The organism is Vreelandella nigrificans, assembly GCF_002374315.1.
Classification (GTDB): Bacteria; Pseudomonadota; Gammaproteobacteria; order Pseudomonadales; family Halomonadaceae; genus Vreelandella; species Vreelandella nigrificans.
Genome location: NZ_NWUX01000002.1, coordinates 195,204 through 212,414, shown reverse-complemented (window position 1 = coordinate 212,414; position 17,211 = coordinate 195,204). Strand labels below are relative to the sequence as shown.

Below are 17,211 nucleotides of genomic sequence, written 5' to 3'. Positions count from 1 at the left end.
GGACGGTGTTGGCTGCCGTGCGACGCGACAGAAGGGCCACGGAGGGCGGGCAGGGGACTCCCCCTGCCTCGATTCCCGAGCTTTGAGGGAGCGGGGCCTGCGGTGCCTCCACGGCAGGGATTATGCACGCGCCGCGACGTACTACGCCGAGGCTGAATACCGCCTCTTAGTCGTCGATGGCATTACACCTGAAACCACTGAGCTAGCCATTCTCGCGGACTACTGCCTAACCCAGGCCGCCAGAACCCAACGCTAACGAAAAGGAAACACGACCATGATCAACACTATTCACGCCCACGTTATTGGTGCCTCTCGCTACAGCATGGATAACGGCGTTAAGGGCGCAAAAATCACCATCATGCAGCCCTCTGCCACGGATAACGAAAACCAAATTGGTTATCAGGTCAGCACCATGTCTGCACCTTATGAAATTCTCGACCAGCTCCACGCCCATGCGGTGCACATGCCTTGCAACATGGAGCTAGATATTGAATTTCGCTCTTCTGGTGGCAAAGCCACCTTGCACGTTCTCGCCGTCCGCAAACCCAACGCCACTGGTAGCGCCCAGCCAGCAGCGGCCACCAGCAGCGACAAAAAATAGGATTCTGAGCCATGGACACGTCTGAACTCTCCGGTCTATGGCTCCTGGTTTATTGCGTCGGCCTCGTTCTCTGCTTCGGACTTGGCGCAATAAATGGGGGCCAACGATGAACGATCCCAGCATTACGTTTGTGGTTGGCTCCCTCTTTACCTCGTATGCCATTGGTTGGGCATTCGGTCACATTTTGGTTATCACGAAGAAATTTATGGAGTCAGTCACATGACCATGAAAGCACTCTTTCAAAACGCAAAAAATGCCGTTGGGTCCACATCTGCCAAAGTAGCCGCAGGCGCTGCTGTGTCCGTTGGCATGATCGGTAACGCCCAGGCTGATGCATCCGCTGCCTTTAGCGAAATCCAGTCCACCGGAGCAGATATGGCCGGTCAAGCATGGCCTGTGGTGGCGGCGATCACCGCTTCTTTAATCGGCATCAAGCTATTTAAGAAATTTGCTAACCGCGCTTCTTAATATCACTAAGCAAGGGATACAAGGGGCGGAAACGCCCCTTTTTATATCGCGAGGGGAACATGATTAAAAAAGCCATTTTAACCACGCTTGCTGTGCCTTTTTTAATGGTGTTCGGTATGGATGATGCGTTTGCCATCTGCGCTTTTGTCCGTGAACGACCACACTTAATAATTAAAAGTGTTGAATCATATGTCAATACATCCTCAAACCGCTTAGTTATAACAATTCGTTTCGTTAACCCTCCTTTCAAACCAGTTAGAGGTCACCGCTGCTCTATCAATTTAAATGCTTACTCTGCTGCTCATATTCAGCACCTGATTGGAAGCCCGTTAGATATTTATGACATTATGACGGATAGGCAGTGTCAGGCAGCGCATGGTGGCTCTGGCGTTCGCACTGTCTCCAGTAATAGCCTTGGTGGTTATTCTGCTACTGGTGGTGCTTGTACTGTTCGTGCGACGGGTGTTACTGCTTGTTTTACTGATTCTGTCACAAACACTGAAAGTTGTTCTGCCTCTGAATGGAAGGCTGAATCAACGGGTAAGTACGGTAAGTTTGAATTTGATCCTAATGTCAGTATTCAAGACTCTAATTTTGAGCCTAAAGAACAAACATTTGATGTTCCTGAGTATTTAACTGCACTACCAGGTGGTTGCTCTGCATCTGGCTGCCTTACGATCGGTGACACGTCGTATCTTGTGGACTGGAATTCTGCACCGGAATGGTTCAGCTACGTCGATCACAACGGCAATACGATTACCAACCCTAATACCGATAGCACACCTCCCGATCCGACTAACCCAGGCGGTGGCGACGCTGATGACGGTGGTTCTTCCGGTGGCGGTGGTTCTTCTGGCGGCGGCGGTTCTTCCGGTGGTGGTGGTTCTTCTGGCGGCGGTGGTTCTTCCGGTGGCGGCTCTACCGTGCCAGATTTCGACTTTGATGATTCCGGCATTATCGAAGCCATCCGCTCTTCTGGTACATCCAATCAGCGGGGGCTTGATGCTGTTTCTAACGACGTCACCGGCGCTATTTCAGGCCAAACTGATGGCGTTATCGAGGCCATTGGCAATGCCATCGGCGAACAGACCGGCGAACTACAAGGCATCTTTAGTGAGTTAGGCTCATCGCTTACCAGTGCGCTTGGCCTGGGTACTTGCTATCCCGATGATCGCCACACCGATGATGGCCACACCGCCGCGACAAATGACAAGGGCATTCTTGGCTGCATCCAAAACATTGCCGATGGCATGGTGAACAACCTGGTTAGCCGCTTCACCGAGGAGGTTGGCGACGGTAACGACCTCTTTAACACCACGGACATGGATGAAACCCTTGACGGGTTGGCCGAGCAGCAAGCGCTCTACAACGACGACGTTAACACGCTGATGGATGAGATCGGCGACGGCTCAAGCTCCGGCATTGCTGAACAAGTGACCTCTCGACTGCCCTCTCTGCCTTCCCGTAGCTGCACCCCGTTGCAGTTAGGCCCTATGCAAATTTCTTGTCAGGCATCCAACACCGTCAAGCTTTGGCTCTCTTGGATTGTTTACTTCTGGACGGTCGTGAGCATCGTGGACACCTTCTTCCGCTCTGGTCAGAGGACTGCATAAATGGCCTTACCTGCAATGCTCGGCATGGGTGCGTTGATTGGCTTTTTCACTCGCATCATTGAGTGGTTTATTACCCGTATTGCTTCCCGTTTTACTAACCGCCTCGCGGGCATTCTGATCTGGACGACGCTGTATATCTCGCTCCTGGTCGGGCTTGCTGTGACCTTCGTTAGCATTGTTAACGGTATTAGCGCCTCTCTCCCTGGTGATCTCGCCCAGGGGATTGGTGCTATCAAACCGGATAACTTTGAAGCCTGCATGGCTGCTATTTACAGCAGCAAGGTCGCGGTCTGGGTCTTCCAGCAGAAACGTCAGTTGATCGACTGGGAGCAAGGGAGGCCCGTTCTCTAATGGCTGTCTATGTCGTTACCGGCAAACTGGGGGCCGGTAAAACCTTGGTGGCCGTGGGTAAGATCAAGGATAAGCTCAACCAGGGCTGTAAGGTCGCCACCAATCTGGATGTAAATCTGGATAAACTGATTGGTGAGAAAGCCAAAGCAACCCGCTGCTACCGCCTTCCTGATAAACCCGTCCTGGCTGACCTGGAGGCAATCGGCACCGGTACCGATGAGTACGACGAGAACAAGAACGGCTTATTGGTGCTAGATGAATGCGGTACTTGGTTTAACGCCCGATCCTGGGCCGACAAAAGCCGTCAGGACGTTATCAATTGGTTTTTACATGCCCGTAAATTGGGCTGGGATATTATCTTTCTGATTCAAGACTTATCCATCATGGATAAGCAAGCCCGCGTTGCTCTGGCGGAACATGTTGTTTACTGCCGTCGCCTGGATAGGGTCGCCATCCCTTTTATCGGCACCATTTACTCCCTGATTGTTGGCGCCAAGATGCCTATGCCAAAAGTGCATCTTGGCATCGTCAAATATGGCGACTCCCCCCAGAGCCTCACCGTGGAACGCTGGACCTACACCGGCCGCCACCTCTACCCCGCGTACGACACCAAGCAAGCCTTCTCTGACCATTACCCCCATGGCACTTATTCCGTGCTGCCGCCCTGGTACACCCACGGCATGCACCGCGTACCCCATGACGCGAGGTTCTACATGAAGATGACCCGTATTTACTGGAAGCGCTTCAATCGCCCTTTTCTCTCCCTGGCCTCGTTTGGGCTGGGTGTTTTCCTCACGGTATCGGTACTCGTCGCCGACCGTGTTAATGCTCGCACGCCCTCCACAGCCCCCCTCGAACTTCCCGACTTCAGCACTACCCGCATCGCCAGCTTTAGCCAGCTTGGTGACCACACTCTTTATCGCCTCATTGATAGCGACCGCAAGACACTCACTACCGACGATCTCAGCAGCCAAGGGTTTGCCATCGTCCCCATGAGCGCCTGCCTTGTTCGCGTAGAAAATGGAGTTACTCATGAAGAAATTCGCTGCTAAAACCGCTGCCGTTCTCGCTCTCGCCACCGCTACCCTGAGCGGCGCCCATGCCACCCCGATTCATATGCAAGACACTGACATTCGGGACTTCGTGCGCTGGTATGTGGAGCAATCCGTTACTCCATTGGCCATTCACCCTGCGGTCACTGGCACGCTCACCGTTTACGCGCCGAACGTGCCCGATCACCAGCTGGATGAGTTCTTCCAGGGCGTGTTGAGTTCTCATGGCTACACCATCCTGCCCGGCAACCCACCCACCGTGGCCCTTGCCAACCAACAACGGCCACGCGCCGCCGATACAAAAACACCAGGCGTTTTTTCCCTACCACCAACACCAGGTGTTTTTTCTCAGTCGGCAGGGCTACACGATCCCACGAAGGTACTGACGCTCACGCCACCATACGTCCCCCAGGCAACGCACCTGTTCTCGTTTGACAACGTGCGCGCCGACGACATTGCTCCACTGGTCACTAGCTTTTTGACCCAGAACGCGCAAGACGGTGTTACTCCACCTCGTGTTCAGGTACTTCACGCCTCCAATGCCATTCTGGCCAAGGGGCCAGAAAAGCAGCTTGAGCAGCTCCAACAGCTCATCCCCCAAGTGGATGTTGCCCATCCCCAGCTACTCATCCAGGCGGTCATCTTTGAAACCTCAGATGGTGATACGTTTGATCTCGGCGTCGCCCTCGGTCGTGCGACCGGTTCCCGCATTGCAGGCGGCTTCAACACCGGTAACTTAGGCACCTCGCTCGCCTCATCCGGTGGCACCTTTGGGATCTTCGACGGCAACGTACTCGCCTTGGCGATTAATGCCTTACAGCGTGACTCCCGTTCCAACGTGTTATCCACACCACAAATACTCACCCTCTCCGGTAAGCGTGGCACCATTTCCATCGGTCAGAATGTCCCGTTTGTGACGGGTCGCGTTACCGGTGAATCAGCCAACGTTAACAGCCCCTTTCAAACCATCGAACGCCGTGATGTAGGCATACGTTTAAACGTGCTGCCGGTGGTCACTGCATCCGGTTTGGTCATTATGGATATCACCACCTCCGCCGACTCGCTCACAGATTCCCTGTTAGCCTCCGACATCATCACCAACCAGCGGCAAATCAACACCACCGTACAAATCCGCTCCGGCCAAACCCTGCTATTAGGCGGCCTCTCATCACAGGACGACCGTTCCCAGGTCTCCGGCGTTCCTGGCCTCTCTAGTCTTCCGGTTGCTGGTCGCTTGTTCCAAAACGAATCCACCTCCACCCAGCGCACCAACCTCCATGTTCTGCTCCAGGCAACGGTATTACCCCGTTATGACGCCCACCAAATGCATCAAGCAATGGCTGCCGCCAGCCCGTTACTACCTGCGCAGCACGGGGTGACGGGCTGGCGGCAGCAGGTAGAGACCATCCCTGTAACACGTCTCGCAGAGTAATAAGCCCAATTGAGAAATTGGCTCACTACAGCACATTGTGACATTTAGAAATTTATAGGAAATTGGCCATGGAACGTTGGAATCGTTATTCGTTAGCATCGTTACAGCGAGGGGAAGAAGATCAGTTTGGCAAGCTGCTGATTAGCTCAGCTGGGCAGCGTGAAATGCACAAGATTCATCTTCTAAATGCTGGAGTAGATACTGTTCGCCAGCTTTACCAAGGCAAACCGTGCCTTCGCCAATTTGATGAAATCATTAACGTTTACAACGAAGGCAAAGGCGCCACTATGCGTCTCTTTGATGTGGATTGGGCAGTAGGTGCCGGCGCAGCCGGTTCCGGCTTCCGCTATCGACTCCAGAACAATGAACTGGGCGTTATCGTCTTCTTCCAAGCGAGGCACGTCAAAGTAGAGAACATTGGCACTCACCTGAAAATTGAGCTCTCCCCACACTTCATCCAGGAGCGCAGCCCCCAAGAGTGCCAAGACTTCATGTACAACATCGCGGCTCACATGCTCGCCCATGTTGAACCTATTGGCTGTGCCATCCACCTAGCGTTAGACGTACAAGGCTGGGAGCCACCTAGCGACTTTATGCAACGCTTTGTGACTCGCTCTAAAAAGATCATGCGCATTGATGGCATAGACGAACTGGAGTTCTCGCACAGCACCATTGCCACCACCTATGGCCGCGGTGAAACCTACATGTTCGGTACTGCTGGGGCGCTACAATGCTGCATCTACAACAAAACACTAGAAGCCAAGCATCGCGACAAAATGCACTTCTGGGAAGGTATCTGGCAAAACGCCGTCGATGACAACCTAAACGCCACCTACAACCCAGAAGCAACCGTGTGGCGTATCGAATTACGTTTTCATCAGTCTGTACTTCGTGAATATGCTCAAGGCATACCCTGCAATGTCGATACCGGCGAGGTGTTAGATGCCTCCCATGGCTTCAACCGCTTCATTGACGTAGTACCTCACCTCTCCGGCCTCTGGCGAACCGCAATGCAATCCTATCGCCTGGATACCCGTCGCAATCTTATAGATCCCGCGTGGCAAGTCATGCAGGAAGATGCCCGTTTCTACTGCCATGAACCTGGCTTCATGTACAAGCGCGCTCGTAAAACACCTGGCTTAGGTAATGAGAAAAACGTCACCCTGGCCTTCGGCAACCTCATCAGCATTTACGCCCGACAAGGCTTCCGTACACATGAAGCCGTTCGCTACCTCCAACGCTCCGGCATGTGGGAAGACCTTGCAGAATACTACCGCCGTCGAGGGGTAGACTCCGGGCAATTCAGGCAGATCGTAGAGCAGAAATTGATAGAACGAAGATTGGTAGGGAAAGCAGCGTAATGAGCATTAAGAAAGTCAAAACCGGCTGGAAAGTAGACATCATGCCGGAAGGTAGATACGGAAAACGTGTCCGTAAAATACTCCCCACCCAGGCGGAAGCTAAGCGCTTTGCAGGCAAAATACTGGCTAAGGCTGCCACCGGTGAAAGTTACACCACGCCTAAAAGGGATCGTCGTACCTTAAAAGACCTGATTAAAGTCTGGTTTGATTACCACGGTCAGTCGCTTAAAGACGGTAAGCGTCGATACTCACAGCTCAATAACTTGGCCGATATCATGGGTAACCCGACAGCAGCCACGATCACCCCGATTGACGCCTCAGAGCTGCGCCAAAAACGCCTTGAAGCGGGCATCACACCCAACACAGCAAACCATGATCACGCCCACTTACGCGCTGTGTTTAATCAACTCATACGGCTGGGGGAATGGAACAGAGCCAACCCCTTCGCAAAAATGCAGCCGTTGCGCCTGGATGAAAAAGAGCTTGCCTACCTAACCGATGAAGAATTACGGCAACTTTTCAACGTACTCGAAAAAGCCAACAACCCAGACGTTGAGTTAATCACACGCCTCTGCCTAGCCACGGGTGCTCGTTGGAGCGAAGCCCAATACCTAAGAGCGGAAATGTTAAGGAATGGTCGTGTCACGTTCACGGGCACGAAAAACGGTCGCAATCGCACCATACCGCTAAGCGAAGAGCTTTATAAAGCGATCACCCAGCACGGGCCTAGGATCGGAAGGGTTTTCCGCACTGACGCTTACAAAGCGTTTTCCGCTGCGGTGATCGAGGCAGGGATACAGCTTCCCATAGGCCAGAGAACGCACGTTCTCCGTCACACCTTCGCCAGCCACTTCATGATGAACGGTGGTGATGTGCTCACACTTCAAAAGATTTTAGGCCATCAAACCATAGCAATGACAATGCGTTACGCACACCTATCAGCTGATCACTTAGCCGACGCCATCAAGTACGCGCCTAAGCTCTGCTGACACTTTGTTGACACTTCTCGAATACCAGAAACCAAAAAGGGCCTAGCGATGTACGCTAAGCCCTTGATTTGTTTGGTGCCGGTGGCCAGACTCGAACTGGCACACCCGTAAAGGCGGCGGATTTTGAATCCGCTGCGTCTACCAATTCCGCCACACCGGCAATGGAGGCGTATTATACGGAGATAACCTTGCAGGTCAATCACATTGACTGACTTTATCCAACTAAAGCGCTATTCTATGCCGCCTGTTCGATCACTGAAAAAGAGCTATGTCCATGCAGCGTGCGGATTTCCATTTCGAGCTACCTGATGAGCTAATTGCCCGCTACCCTTCCGAGCAGCGTAGCGACTGCCGTTTGCTGTGTGTGGATGGCCAAAACGGCGCGCTTGAACATCGCCGCTTTGCAGATTTACTCGAGCTACTCGAACCCGGCGACCTGCTGGTGTTTAACGATACTCGAGTAATACCCGCCCGCCTGCATGGCCATAAAGCCAGTGGCGGAAAAGTGGAAATGCTGCTGGAGCGCCCACTGGATAGTCATCGTGGGCTTGCCCATATTCGCTCCAGCAAGTCACCTAAGCCAGGCACCGAGCTAATCTTTGAAGGCGATATTCATGCTGTTGTTGAAGGCCGCCGCGATGCACTGTTTGAGCTGCGCTTTTTAGGCGACACGCCAATGATTGCGCTGCTTGAAAAACACGGTCACATGCCCCTGCCGCCTTACATCACCCGTGAAGATGAGCTGAGTGACCGTGACCGTTACCAAACGGTATATGCCCGGCGCGACGGCGCGGTGGCGGCGCCTACTGCAGGCCTGCATTTTGATCAGCCACTGCTAGACGCACTGGCCGCAAAAGGTATTAATAGTGCATTTGTGACCCTGCACGTGGGCGCGGGTACGTTTCAACCGGTGCGGGTAGATAACATCCTAGAACACCATATGCACAGCGAGTGGGTTGAAATTACGGCCACTGCCTGCAAAAAGGTTCGCGACACCCAAGCAGCAGGCAAGCGGGTTATTGCTGTAGGCACGACTAGCGTTCGCTGCCTAGAGAGCGCCTGTATGAAAAGTACTGACGGCCAGATTGCACCTTACAGCGGTGATACCGATATTTTTATCTATCCTGGGTATGAGTGGCACTGCGTTGATGCGCTGATCACCAATTTCCACTTGCCGGAATCTACGCTGCTGATGCTAGTGTCAGCGTTTGCTGGCTATGACCATATGATGCAGGCCTACCGCGCAGCAGTAGAAGAACGTTACGCCTTCTTTAGCTACGGCGACGCCATGCTGTTGACCCGCTAACTTAATACACGCTTAGCGCCTTAACCGATTATCAAGAGTTGTTTTAGATGCGAAACGAATGTTTTATGCGCTTTGAGCGCCTAGCTGAGGATGGTCGTGCTCGCCGGGGCCGCTTGCATTTCCCCCGAGGCACAGTGGAAACACCGGCATTTATGCCAGTGGGTACCTACGGCACAGTAAAAGGTATGACCCCCGATTCGATTAAAGAGATTGGCGCGGAAATCATCCTTGGCAATACATTTCACCTTTGGCTGCGTCCTGGCACCGATGTTATCGAAGCCCATGGCGATCTGCATGACTTCGCCCAGTGGGACAAGCCCATTCTGACCGATTCCGGCGGCTTTCAAGTATTCTCCCTGGGCGAGATGCGCAAAATCACTGAGCAGGGCGTGCACTTCCGCTCGCCAGTAGATGGCAGCAAAGTGTTTATGGGACCGGAAGAGTCCATGGCTGTTCAGCGCTCGCTCGGCTCTGATGTGGTAATGATTTTTGACGAGTGCACTCCCTATCCGGCGACTTTTGAAGAAGCCGAAAAATCCATGGAGCTGTCGCTACGCTGGGCTAAGCGCTCCCGCGATGCTCATGGAGATTCGCCTTCTGCACTGTTTGGCATTATTCAGGGCGGAATGCATCCAGAGCTTCGTGAACGCTCGCTAAAAGGGCTGTTGGAGATCGGCTTCGATGGTCTAGCAATTGGTGGTCTCTCCGTCGGTGAACCCAAAGAAGAGATGATTAAGGTACTTGATTATCTACCCACCTGGATGCCCGATGAAACGCCTCGCTATCTAATGGGTGTTGGCAAGCCGGAAGACCTGGTGGAAGGCGTACGCCGCGGCGTCGATATGTTTGATTGTGTTATGCCGACCCGCAATGCGCGCAACGGGCACCTCTTTACCTCAGAAGGTACCGTCAAGATACGTAACGCCAAACACCGCTTTGATACACGCCCGCTGGATGAGGAGTGCGACTGCTATACCTGTAAGAATTTCTCACGCGGTTACTTACACCATCTTGACCGCTGTAATGAGATGCTTGGCTCTATGCTCAATACCATCCATAACTTACGCTACTACCAGCGGGTAATGGCTGATTTGCGCGCAGCAATCGAAGCGGGTACATTGACGACCTTTGTGGAAGGCTTCTACGCCCAGCGTGGCCTGCCAGTGCCACCCCTAGCGAATTAATCGTCGCTCGCTACTGGCGGGCGGCTTAACCTGTTAACCCATTAGTTTTCTAACTCAGGAGTTCTCTGTAATGCTGGATTTCTTCATCTCACCAGCCCATGCCCAAGAAGCCGCTGCTGGCGGTGGCATTGCGCAAATCGTCATGCTGGTCGGCTTCGTGCTGATTTTCTACTTCCTACTGTGGCGCCCCCAGGCAAAACGTGCCAAGCAGCACAAACAGCTGGTGACTAGCTTAGCCAAAGGCGATGAAGTCGTTATCGGCGGCGGTCTGGTTGGCCGCATTACTAAAGTTAGCGATGAGTTTCTAACCCTGGAAGTTTCAGAAGGCAACGAAGTAAACGTGCAGAAGAATGCCGTTGCTGCCGTTCTGCCAAAGGGCACTATTAAGTCCATCTAACGCCCCACCTCCGCCCCTGCCGAATCAGTGCCAGCCACCCCGGCAGGGGTGACATGGTAGCTACGATGGTGAACGTTGCTGCACACGGCCCAGCCGTGTGCAGCACTTCCGTATGTAATTGAAGGCAGGGCTTGCATGCTCAACCGTTACCCCCTGTGGAAGTATCTGCTGATACTGGTCATCCTGGTGGTTGGCCTTATCTACTCGCTTCCCAACTTATTTCCCGCAGATCCCGCTATCCAAGTCAGCAACGCCCAGGGCGATGCGCTGGATGAGCGTCAATTAACACGTGTCGAAGAAGCGCTTAACGAAAACGGCATCGAGATCAAAGCTATTGAGCAGGAAAATGGCCAGTGGCTAATTCGTCTGCAAAACAACGATGATCAGTTAAATGCGCGGGACATTGCCACAGATGTACTGGGCAACCAGGCCAGTGTTGCGCTCAATCTCGCAGAAGCAACGCCGAGCTGGCTACAAGCCTTTTCCGCATCGCCCATGACACTGGGCTTAGATTTGCGTGGTGGCGTCCACTTCTTGCTTGAAGTGGATATGGACGCCGCTCTTACCCAGCGGTTAGAAGTCAACGCTAGCGCCATGCGTGAACTACTGCGCGGCGAACGTATTCGCTACCGCAATACTGAAGTGGCCGAGCGCTCGCTATCCATTGACTTTGCCAGCGCCGAAGACCGTGATACAGCGCGCCGCCTAATCAGCCGTGACTTCCCCGACTTTGACTACAGCAGCGAAGGCGATGGCCGTACCTCACGACTAGTGATGTCGCTTAGCGACCAAACGGTCAATGAAATACAGGACTATGCGGTTAACCAAAACTTAACCACGCTGCGCAACCGGGTAGATGAGTTAGGCGTTGCCGAGCCGATGGTACAACGCCAAGGCCCCAGCCAGATTGTCGTTGAGCTGCCCGGCATCCAAGACACCGTCGCGGCCAAACGTATCGTCGGCGCTACGGCCAACCTGGAATTCCGCCTGGAAGCCCGTAACGACACGCCTGACATGGAGACCGAACAGCACACATTCCGTAATGATCCTTCTCGCACGGCGGAATTGATGCGTGATGTCATCATTACTGGCGACAGCGTTTCAAGTGCCAGCCATAGCTTCGATGAAAACGGTCGCCCCCAGGTTAACATTAACTTGGATGGCACCGGTGGTACCTTGATGAACCGTGCTACGCGCACCAATATTGGTCGCAATATGGCGGTACTGTTTATTGAGCATAAAAGTGAAGACCGTGTTGAAATCGACCCGGAAACCGGCGCTGAAACTGTTATTCGTGAGCCTTACGTTGAGCGTGGCCTAATTAGCCTTGCCACCATTCAGAGCGCGCTGGGCAACAGCTTCCGTATTACCGGGCTAGACTCACCCACAGAAGCCGCTGAGCTTGCGCTACTGCTACGCTCTGGCTCCTTGGCAGCGCCTATTTACTTTGTACAAGAACGCACCATTGGCCCAAGCCTAGGTGCTGAAAACATCGAACGCGGCTTACTCTCGGTTCAGATCGGCCTGCTACTCGTAGTGATATTTATGCTCGTGCGCTACAAAGTGTTCGGCATATTTGCCAACATCGCCCTGGCGCTCAACCTGACCCTACTGATTGCCGTTATGTCGATGTTAGGGGCAACACTTACACTGCCAGGTATTGCAGGCATTGTGCTAACGCTAGGCATGGCGGTGGATGCCAACGTGTTGATATTCGAGCGCATACGCGAAGAGTTGCGCAATGGCCTGTCAATACAGCAAGCCATACATGCGGGCTACGAGCGTGCTTTCACCTCCATCGTGGATGCCAATATCACCACGCTGCTGGTAGCCGTGATTCTGTTCTCTATTGGCACCGGCCCGGTCAAAGGCTTTGCCGTTACGCTCTCCATCGGCATTTTGACGTCGATGTTCACCGCCCTACTGGTGACCCGAGCCATGGTTAACCTGACCTATGGCAGCAAACCCGTCAAAAAGCTGTGGATCTGAAAAAACCGGGATCTGACACACGTGCTTTGCTCAGAATTTAAGAGGTGGTAATGAAACCCCTATCACACCTGCGGATAGACTTTATGGGACGACGCAACCTTGCGTTCGTTGTCTCAGCCGCGATGCTTATAGTGTCGATTGGCGCCATTCTGTTTCAGCAGCTCAATCTAGGGCTCGACTTTACTGGCGGTACGCTAGTTGAGGTGCGCTATAGCGTGGCACCGTCCCTTGACGCTATTCGCCAGTTACTGGAAAGCAGCGGCTTCCAGGATGTTTCGGTGCAAACCTTTGGCGCTTCCACCGAAGTGCTAATACGTTTACAGCAGGCCTTCGACCCCGAAGTGGGCAACGAGGTAGTCAACCTGCTGCGCGCCGAAGGTGACAGCGTTACGCTAGTACGTGCAGAGTTTGTCGGCGCACAGGTTGGCGAACAGCTGCGCGACCAGAGCGGGCTAGGCATGATGGTTGCCCTTGGTATCGTAATGCTCTACGTGGCCTTTCGCTTCCAGTACAAATTTGCAATCGGTGCGCTTTTCGCTCTGTTACATGACGTTATTATCGTGGTGGGTGTGTTTGCGCTGTTTCAGCTCGACTTCAACCTCACGGTACTTGCAGCCATTCTGGCGGTAATTGGTTACTCGCTGAATGATACGATTGTGGTATATGACCGGATCCGTGAAACAATCCGTACGTCGCGAATTGATGATATGCCGCAGATCTTTAACGAAGCAATCAACGCCACACTCTCGCGTACCCTCGCAACGTCGGGTACCACTATGTTAGTGCTGCTCGCCCTGTTATTGCTGGGGGGCGACATGATTGAGAACTTCGCGATTGCGTTGTTAATCGGCGTTGTAGTGGGCACCTTCTCTTCAATTTACATTTCCGGGGCGCTATTAATTCCGCTTAAGCTCTCGCGGGAAGATTTGATCCCCACCAAAAAAGAGGTCGACGAAGAGGAAGAAGAGCTGCCTTAACTCAGCGCTTCTGATACGCAACAAAAAGCCCTGCTGGAAAAAACCAGCAGGGCTTTTTTAATGCCTGGCTAAGTAGTTAAAGCGTCGAGGTAGACCTAGAACCTGGGCAGACCCAACGCCTGAACAAATTCAGCACCTGATACAGCCCCAGCGCCTAGGCAACAAACGCAGACTCACCACACACTGTTTGCTTAGAAGTGCGGCGCCAGTTGCTTAATCAGTGCTTTATAAAGGCGCGGGCCTGCGGCCATCAGCTGCCCTTCGGCATTTACCGTAGGCTTACCATCGGGTGTACCCATTAGCGCCCCCGCTTCTTTAAGAAGCAGTGTACCCACCTGCATGTCCTGCTCTTCAAGGCCCAATACAAAAACACTATCTACGCGGCCACATGCCAACTCACACATATCAAGCAGACCACTACCGGTAGCCAGCAAGGTTTCGACCTGAGGAGCAAGCTGCTGAGCAATGGTAAGGTAAGCGGGCAAATTGCTTGGTCGCAGCCACGCTTCCGGCAGGCTCATCGCCATCCGTGTACCCGTAATCGCCGTTGGCTTGCTAACACGCATACGCTTGTCGTTATGCTGCGCACCACGGCCACGGCTGGCAATATATTCATCATCACCAAACGGAGAGAGAAGCACCGCATGTTCGGGACGACCTTTCACAAGACACACCACTGAGAGAGCAAAGCCCTTGCCTGCTACTGCTAAATTTGAGTAGCCATGCATTGGTTCAATCTTCCAAACGGTATCCGCGCCTTCGCCCTCACCAGCTTTATACGGCGTGTAGCGGCCGGTATAGCCATGATGGGGGTAGCCACGCTCCAACTGTTGAACAATAGTCGCCTCAGCCTTGCGTGCCGTATCTTCAAGCAGACGATCGAGATTAAATTCTTCATGAGCATTTTCAATACGCTCACGAACGCGTAAAAAGTGTTCAACAGCGCTGCGCGCTGCGCGCAACGTAAATTGGACCATCGGATTCATGATCGGGGCCTTGTCACAGTGATGTTAAAGAACGTGAGACAGCTCAAGGACTGCCTTTGGCGCGCAATTCTAGCAGAGCCCCCTCGGGCATGCCATCGACTCATGCTAAACTGCGCGGTTTCCGCATTTGATTACCGAGCCTATTATGCTTGAGCGCATCCGTATTGTACTTATCGGCACTAGCCATCCCGGCAACATTGGCGGCGTCGCCCGCGCGATGCACAATATGGGCTTGGCCGATTTAGCCCTAGTAGCCCCTCGCTGCGATGTGATCACCCAAGACAGCATCTCCCGCGCCTCTGGCGCTGATCACCTGCTTCATCAAGCAGTGGTTTATCCAACGCTAGAGGATGCTGTTGTTGACTGCACTTTAGCGGTAGGCGCCAGTGCGCGCTCACGGACGCTGCCCTGGCCGATGATTTCACCTAGAGATCTGGCCGAGCGCCTGCCTAGTGAATGCCAACATGAAAGTGCGCGTGTCGCGCTGGTATTTGGCCGCGAAGACAGCGGCTTAACCAACGCAGAGCTACAGCGCTGCCATGCCCATGTACACATTCCTACCAATGCCGATTTCAGCTCGCTCAACTTGGCCGCGGCAGTGCAAGTGTTAGCGTACGAATGCCGTATGGCATGGTTAAGCCAACAGCAACTAGAGCCGACAACTGAGGGGGAGGACGAGCTAGCTACTCACTCGGAGTTAGAGCGCTACTTCGAGCATTTAGAGCGTGCTCTCATCGCCATTGAGTTTCACGACCCAGCACAGCCACGCCAGCTAATGGCAAGGCTTCGCCGCTTATACCTGCGTGCTCGCCCAGAAAAAATGGAAATGAATATTTTGCGTGGCATTCTTTCAGCAACAGAAAAATCAGCGGGGCCCAAACAGCCTTAGCGATGAACACCTAAGCAACCAAAATAACCTAAACTTGAAGTCGCGGCTGAGTGCCCCAACATCGCCTCACTGCTAACGTTATTTTATTACGCTTCCTACTGTTGCTAACTACTGTTGCTAACTCGACCATGCGATGCCGCCGCCCTTAAACGCCCAAGGATCACCCATGTTTCAACGCCTGCGTGAAGACATTAATAGCGTATTCGACCGCGATCCTGCGGCACGTAATTTTTTGGAAGTGTTAACCAACTACCCCGGCCTGCATGCTTTACTGCTGCATCGCTGCGGCCACTGGCTATGGAAGAAAAACCTCAAATGGCTAGCACGCACGCTCTCAACATTTTCCCGCTGGCTAACGGGTATTGAAATCCATCCTGGTGCAACTATTGGCCGGCGTTTCTTCATCGACCACGGCATGGGCGTGGTGATCGGTGAAACAGCACTGGTGGGCGATAACGTGACGCTGTACCAAGGGGTTACTCTAGGTGGCACCAGCTGGAATAAAGGCAAACGCCACCCAACACTGGAAGATGGTGTAATTGTGGGCGCTGGCGCCAAAATTCTCGGCCCCTTTACGGTGGGCGCTGGCGCCAAAATTGGCTCAAATGCCGTTGTCACTAAAGAGGTGCCGCCAGGTGCAACAGTGGTCGGCATTCCAGGTAAAATCGTTAAGCGCATCGATCCAGATGTAGAGGAAGCACTCGATGTGGATCCCGCCCGCCGAGAAGCCATTTGCCAGAAGTTTGGGTTTGACGCCTACGGTGTTAGCCAGGACATGCCCGACCCAATGGCGCGCTCTATGCAAGCGATGCTTGACCACATGCACGCCGTTGACGAGCGCATAGAGCGTATGTGCTCCACGCTTCGTAAATTGGATGCAAGCTATCGAGACGGCCAACTGCCCGCCCTTCGGGATGAGGATTTTGCTGATATTCTCGATGAAAATGATACCGGCTGCCCAGGACTGGGCAAACAGCAACATGCTCCTCAATCCCAAGATGCCGCAGCCAACTCAACTACCGATACGTCGACCACGCGTAATAGTTGACCAAAGCACTCAGGATTTCCATAATGGCAACACATTTGCCATGAGCACGCTGATGGCTCAGCGTCGAGGTTCCTGCCATGCGCTTGACTACAAAAGGCCGTTACGCTGTTACTGCCATGCTCGACCTGGCCCTCAACGTCCAGCATGGCCCCACCAGCTTAGGCGATATTTCACAACGCCAAGAGATTTCACTCTCTTACCTTGAGCAACTATTCGCTCGCTTGCGACGCGCAGGGCTTGTCACCAGCGTACGCGGCCCTGGTGGTGGTTACCTGCTAGCCACACCTGCCGAAGATATCAGCGTTTCACAAGTGATTGACGCGGTAAACGAAACTGTTGATGCAACACGCTGCCAGGGGTTATCTGACTGTCAGCAGGGCGACACCTGCTTAACCCACTTCTTGTGGTGCGAACTTTCCGGGCAAATTCGCAATTTTCTTGACGACATCACCCTTGCCCAATTGATGCAGCGCCCCGATGTTATACGTATCGCCTTACGGCAAAAACATCGCGCTGAGGCAGGCATTCTTGCCTCATCCCCTTGAAGGCTTACACCGCACACGGGTAC

The 17,211-nt window shown here is 53.4% G+C and carries 18 protein-coding genes and 1 tRNA gene; 17 read left to right on the top strand and 2 right to left on the bottom strand.

The window, feature by feature from the left end:
* Positions 1–274: 274 nt before the first annotated feature.
* The 9 genes from CPA45_RS04185 to CPA45_RS04140 all read left to right on the top strand — a co-directional run bounded on the left by CPA45_RS04185 (position 275) and on the right by CPA45_RS04140 (position 7,867).
* Positions 275–601 carry a hypothetical protein gene (locus CPA45_RS04185; protein WP_096650379.1) on the top strand — a complete coding sequence of 109 codons (327 nt, stop codon included), beginning with the start codon at positions 275–277 and terminating at the stop codon, positions 599–601.
* An 11-nt stretch (positions 602–612) separates the two neighbouring features.
* Positions 613–711: a tail virion protein G7P-2 gene (locus tag CPA45_RS23245; RefSeq protein WP_226341399.1), complete on the top strand. Its 99-nt coding sequence runs from the start codon at positions 613–615 to the stop codon at positions 709–711.
* Between the two features lie 109 nt (positions 712–820).
* The gene (locus CPA45_RS04180; RefSeq protein WP_165771503.1) at positions 821–1,069 is read left to right on the top strand and encodes a major coat protein; all 249 of its coding nucleotides are present in this window, start codon (positions 821–823) and stop codon (positions 1,067–1,069) included.
* Positions 1,070–1,128: 59 nt separating this feature from the next.
* Positions 1,129–2,682, top strand: coding sequence for a hypothetical protein (locus CPA45_RS22605; RefSeq protein ID WP_106408409.1), 1,554 nt, complete (start codon positions 1,129–1,131; stop codon positions 2,680–2,682).
* Positions 2,683–3,033 carry a DUF5455 family protein gene (locus tag CPA45_RS04160; RefSeq protein WP_078088616.1) on the top strand — a complete coding sequence of 117 codons (351 nt, stop codon included), beginning with the start codon at positions 2,683–2,685 and terminating at the stop codon, positions 3,031–3,033.
* Positions 3,033–4,085: a zonular occludens toxin domain-containing protein gene (locus tag CPA45_RS04155; protein WP_096650375.1), complete on the top strand. Its 1,053-nt coding sequence runs from the start codon at positions 3,033–3,035 to the stop codon at positions 4,083–4,085. Before CPA45_RS04160 ends, CPA45_RS04155 begins: the two co-directional genes overlap by 1 nt.
* Positions 4,066–5,517 (top strand): secretin N-terminal domain-containing protein, encoded by a 1,452-nt coding sequence (locus CPA45_RS04150; protein WP_096650374.1) that lies wholly within the window; start codon positions 4,066–4,068, stop codon positions 5,515–5,517. The genes CPA45_RS04155 and CPA45_RS04150 overlap by 20 nt, the downstream gene beginning before the upstream one ends.
* A gap of 68 nt (positions 5,518–5,585) precedes the next feature.
* Complete coding sequence (locus tag CPA45_RS04145) at positions 5,586–6,878, top strand: hypothetical protein (RefSeq protein WP_096650373.1); 1,293 nt, start codon at positions 5,586–5,588, stop codon at positions 6,876–6,878.
* Entirely contained in the window at positions 6,878–7,867 is a 990-nt protein-coding gene (locus CPA45_RS04140) for a phage integrase (RefSeq protein ID WP_096650372.1), read from the top strand. Before CPA45_RS04145 ends, CPA45_RS04140 begins: the two co-directional genes overlap by 1 nt.
* Positions 7,868–7,940: 73 nt before the next feature.
* Here the strand turns inward: CPA45_RS04140 and CPA45_RS04135 are convergent.
* Positions 7,941–8,027 (bottom strand) — tRNA-Leu (locus CPA45_RS04135).
* Positions 8,028–8,141: 114 nt separating this feature from the next.
* Between CPA45_RS04135 and queA the strand changes: the two genes are divergently transcribed.
* From queA to secF, 5 genes are all read left to right on the top strand, one after another.
* A complete protein-coding gene (queA, locus tag CPA45_RS04130; RefSeq protein WP_096650371.1) occupies positions 8,142–9,173 on the top strand; it encodes a tRNA preQ1(34) S-adenosylmethionine ribosyltransferase-isomerase QueA in 1,032 nt (343 codons plus the stop codon).
* Positions 9,174–9,238: 65 nt separating this feature from the next.
* Positions 9,239–10,357, top strand: coding sequence for a tRNA guanosine(34) transglycosylase Tgt (tgt, locus tag CPA45_RS04125; RefSeq protein ID WP_078088622.1), 1,119 nt, complete (start codon positions 9,239–9,241; stop codon positions 10,355–10,357).
* Positions 10,358–10,427: 70 nt separating this feature from the next.
* A complete protein-coding gene (gene yajC / locus CPA45_RS04120; RefSeq protein WP_078088623.1) occupies positions 10,428–10,754 on the top strand; it encodes a preprotein translocase subunit YajC in 327 nt (108 codons plus the stop codon).
* Between the two features lie 135 nt (positions 10,755–10,889).
* The gene (gene secD / locus CPA45_RS04115) at positions 10,890–12,743 is read left to right on the top strand and encodes a protein translocase subunit SecD (RefSeq protein ID WP_096650370.1); all 1,854 of its coding nucleotides are present in this window, start codon (positions 10,890–10,892) and stop codon (positions 12,741–12,743) included.
* 50 nt (positions 12,744–12,793) lie between these two features.
* Positions 12,794–13,720: a protein translocase subunit SecF gene (secF, locus tag CPA45_RS04110; RefSeq protein WP_096650369.1), complete on the top strand. Its 927-nt coding sequence runs from the start codon at positions 12,794–12,796 to the stop codon at positions 13,718–13,720.
* Between the two features lie 191 nt (positions 13,721–13,911).
* Here the strand turns inward: secF and CPA45_RS04105 are convergent, their stop codons facing one another.
* A complete protein-coding gene (locus CPA45_RS04105; RefSeq protein WP_096650368.1) occupies positions 13,912–14,706 on the bottom strand; it encodes an inositol monophosphatase family protein in 795 nt (264 codons plus the stop codon).
* 145 nt (positions 14,707–14,851) lie between these two features.
* On the opposite strand from CPA45_RS04105, the gene CPA45_RS04100 reads away from it, so the two are divergent.
* The 3 genes from CPA45_RS04100 (at position 14,852) to iscR (ending at position 17,188) form a co-directional block, all read left to right on the top strand.
* Positions 14,852–15,595 carry an RNA methyltransferase gene (locus tag CPA45_RS04100; RefSeq protein WP_096650367.1) on the top strand — a complete coding sequence of 248 codons (744 nt, stop codon included), beginning with the start codon at positions 14,852–14,854 and terminating at the stop codon, positions 15,593–15,595.
* A 166-nt stretch (positions 15,596–15,761) separates the two neighbouring features.
* Positions 15,762–16,643 carry a serine O-acetyltransferase gene (gene cysE / locus CPA45_RS04095; protein ID WP_096650366.1) on the top strand — a complete coding sequence of 294 codons (882 nt, stop codon included), beginning with the start codon at positions 15,762–15,764 and terminating at the stop codon, positions 16,641–16,643.
* A 77-nt stretch (positions 16,644–16,720) separates the two neighbouring features.
* A complete protein-coding gene (gene iscR / locus CPA45_RS04090) occupies positions 16,721–17,188 on the top strand; it encodes a Fe-S cluster assembly transcriptional regulator IscR (RefSeq protein WP_096650365.1) in 468 nt (155 codons plus the stop codon).
* Positions 17,189–17,211 lie beyond the last annotated feature (23 nt).

Coding starts and splice junctions, on each gene's coding strand:
- CPA45_RS04185 (WP_096650379.1), top strand. CDS start 275: ATGATCAACACTATTCACGCCCACGTTATTGGTGCCTCTCGCTACAGC.
- CPA45_RS23245 (WP_226341399.1), top strand. CDS start 613: ATGGACACGTCTGAACTCTCCGGTCTATGGCTCCTGGTTTATTGCGTC.
- CPA45_RS04180 (WP_165771503.1), top strand. CDS start 821: ATGACCATGAAAGCACTCTTTCAAAACGCAAAAAATGCCGTTGGGTCC.
- CPA45_RS22605 (WP_106408409.1), top strand. CDS start 1,129: ATGATTAAAAAAGCCATTTTAACCACGCTTGCTGTGCCTTTTTTAATG.
- CPA45_RS04160 (WP_078088616.1), top strand. CDS start 2,683: ATGGCCTTACCTGCAATGCTCGGCATGGGTGCGTTGATTGGCTTTTTC.
- CPA45_RS04155 (WP_096650375.1), top strand. CDS start 3,033: ATGGCTGTCTATGTCGTTACCGGCAAACTGGGGGCCGGTAAAACCTTG.
- CPA45_RS04150 (WP_096650374.1), top strand. CDS start 4,066: ATGAAGAAATTCGCTGCTAAAACCGCTGCCGTTCTCGCTCTCGCCACC.
- CPA45_RS04145 (WP_096650373.1), top strand. CDS start 5,586: ATGGAACGTTGGAATCGTTATTCGTTAGCATCGTTACAGCGAGGGGAA.
- CPA45_RS04140 (WP_096650372.1), top strand. CDS start 6,878: ATGAGCATTAAGAAAGTCAAAACCGGCTGGAAAGTAGACATCATGCCG.
- queA (WP_096650371.1), top strand. CDS start 8,142: ATGCAGCGTGCGGATTTCCATTTCGAGCTACCTGATGAGCTAATTGCC.
- tgt (WP_078088622.1), top strand. CDS start 9,239: ATGCGCTTTGAGCGCCTAGCTGAGGATGGTCGTGCTCGCCGGGGCCGC.
- yajC (WP_078088623.1), top strand. CDS start 10,428: ATGCTGGATTTCTTCATCTCACCAGCCCATGCCCAAGAAGCCGCTGCT.
- secD (WP_096650370.1), top strand. CDS start 10,890: ATGCTCAACCGTTACCCCCTGTGGAAGTATCTGCTGATACTGGTCATC.
- secF (WP_096650369.1), top strand. CDS start 12,794: ATGAAACCCCTATCACACCTGCGGATAGACTTTATGGGACGACGCAAC.
- CPA45_RS04105 (WP_096650368.1), bottom strand. CDS start 14,706: ATGAATCCGATGGTCCAATTTACGTTGCGCGCAGCGCGCAGCGCTGTT.
- CPA45_RS04100 (WP_096650367.1), top strand. CDS start 14,852: ATGCTTGAGCGCATCCGTATTGTACTTATCGGCACTAGCCATCCCGGC.
- cysE (WP_096650366.1), top strand. CDS start 15,762: ATGTTTCAACGCCTGCGTGAAGACATTAATAGCGTATTCGACCGCGAT.
- iscR (WP_096650365.1), top strand. CDS start 16,721: ATGCGCTTGACTACAAAAGGCCGTTACGCTGTTACTGCCATGCTCGAC.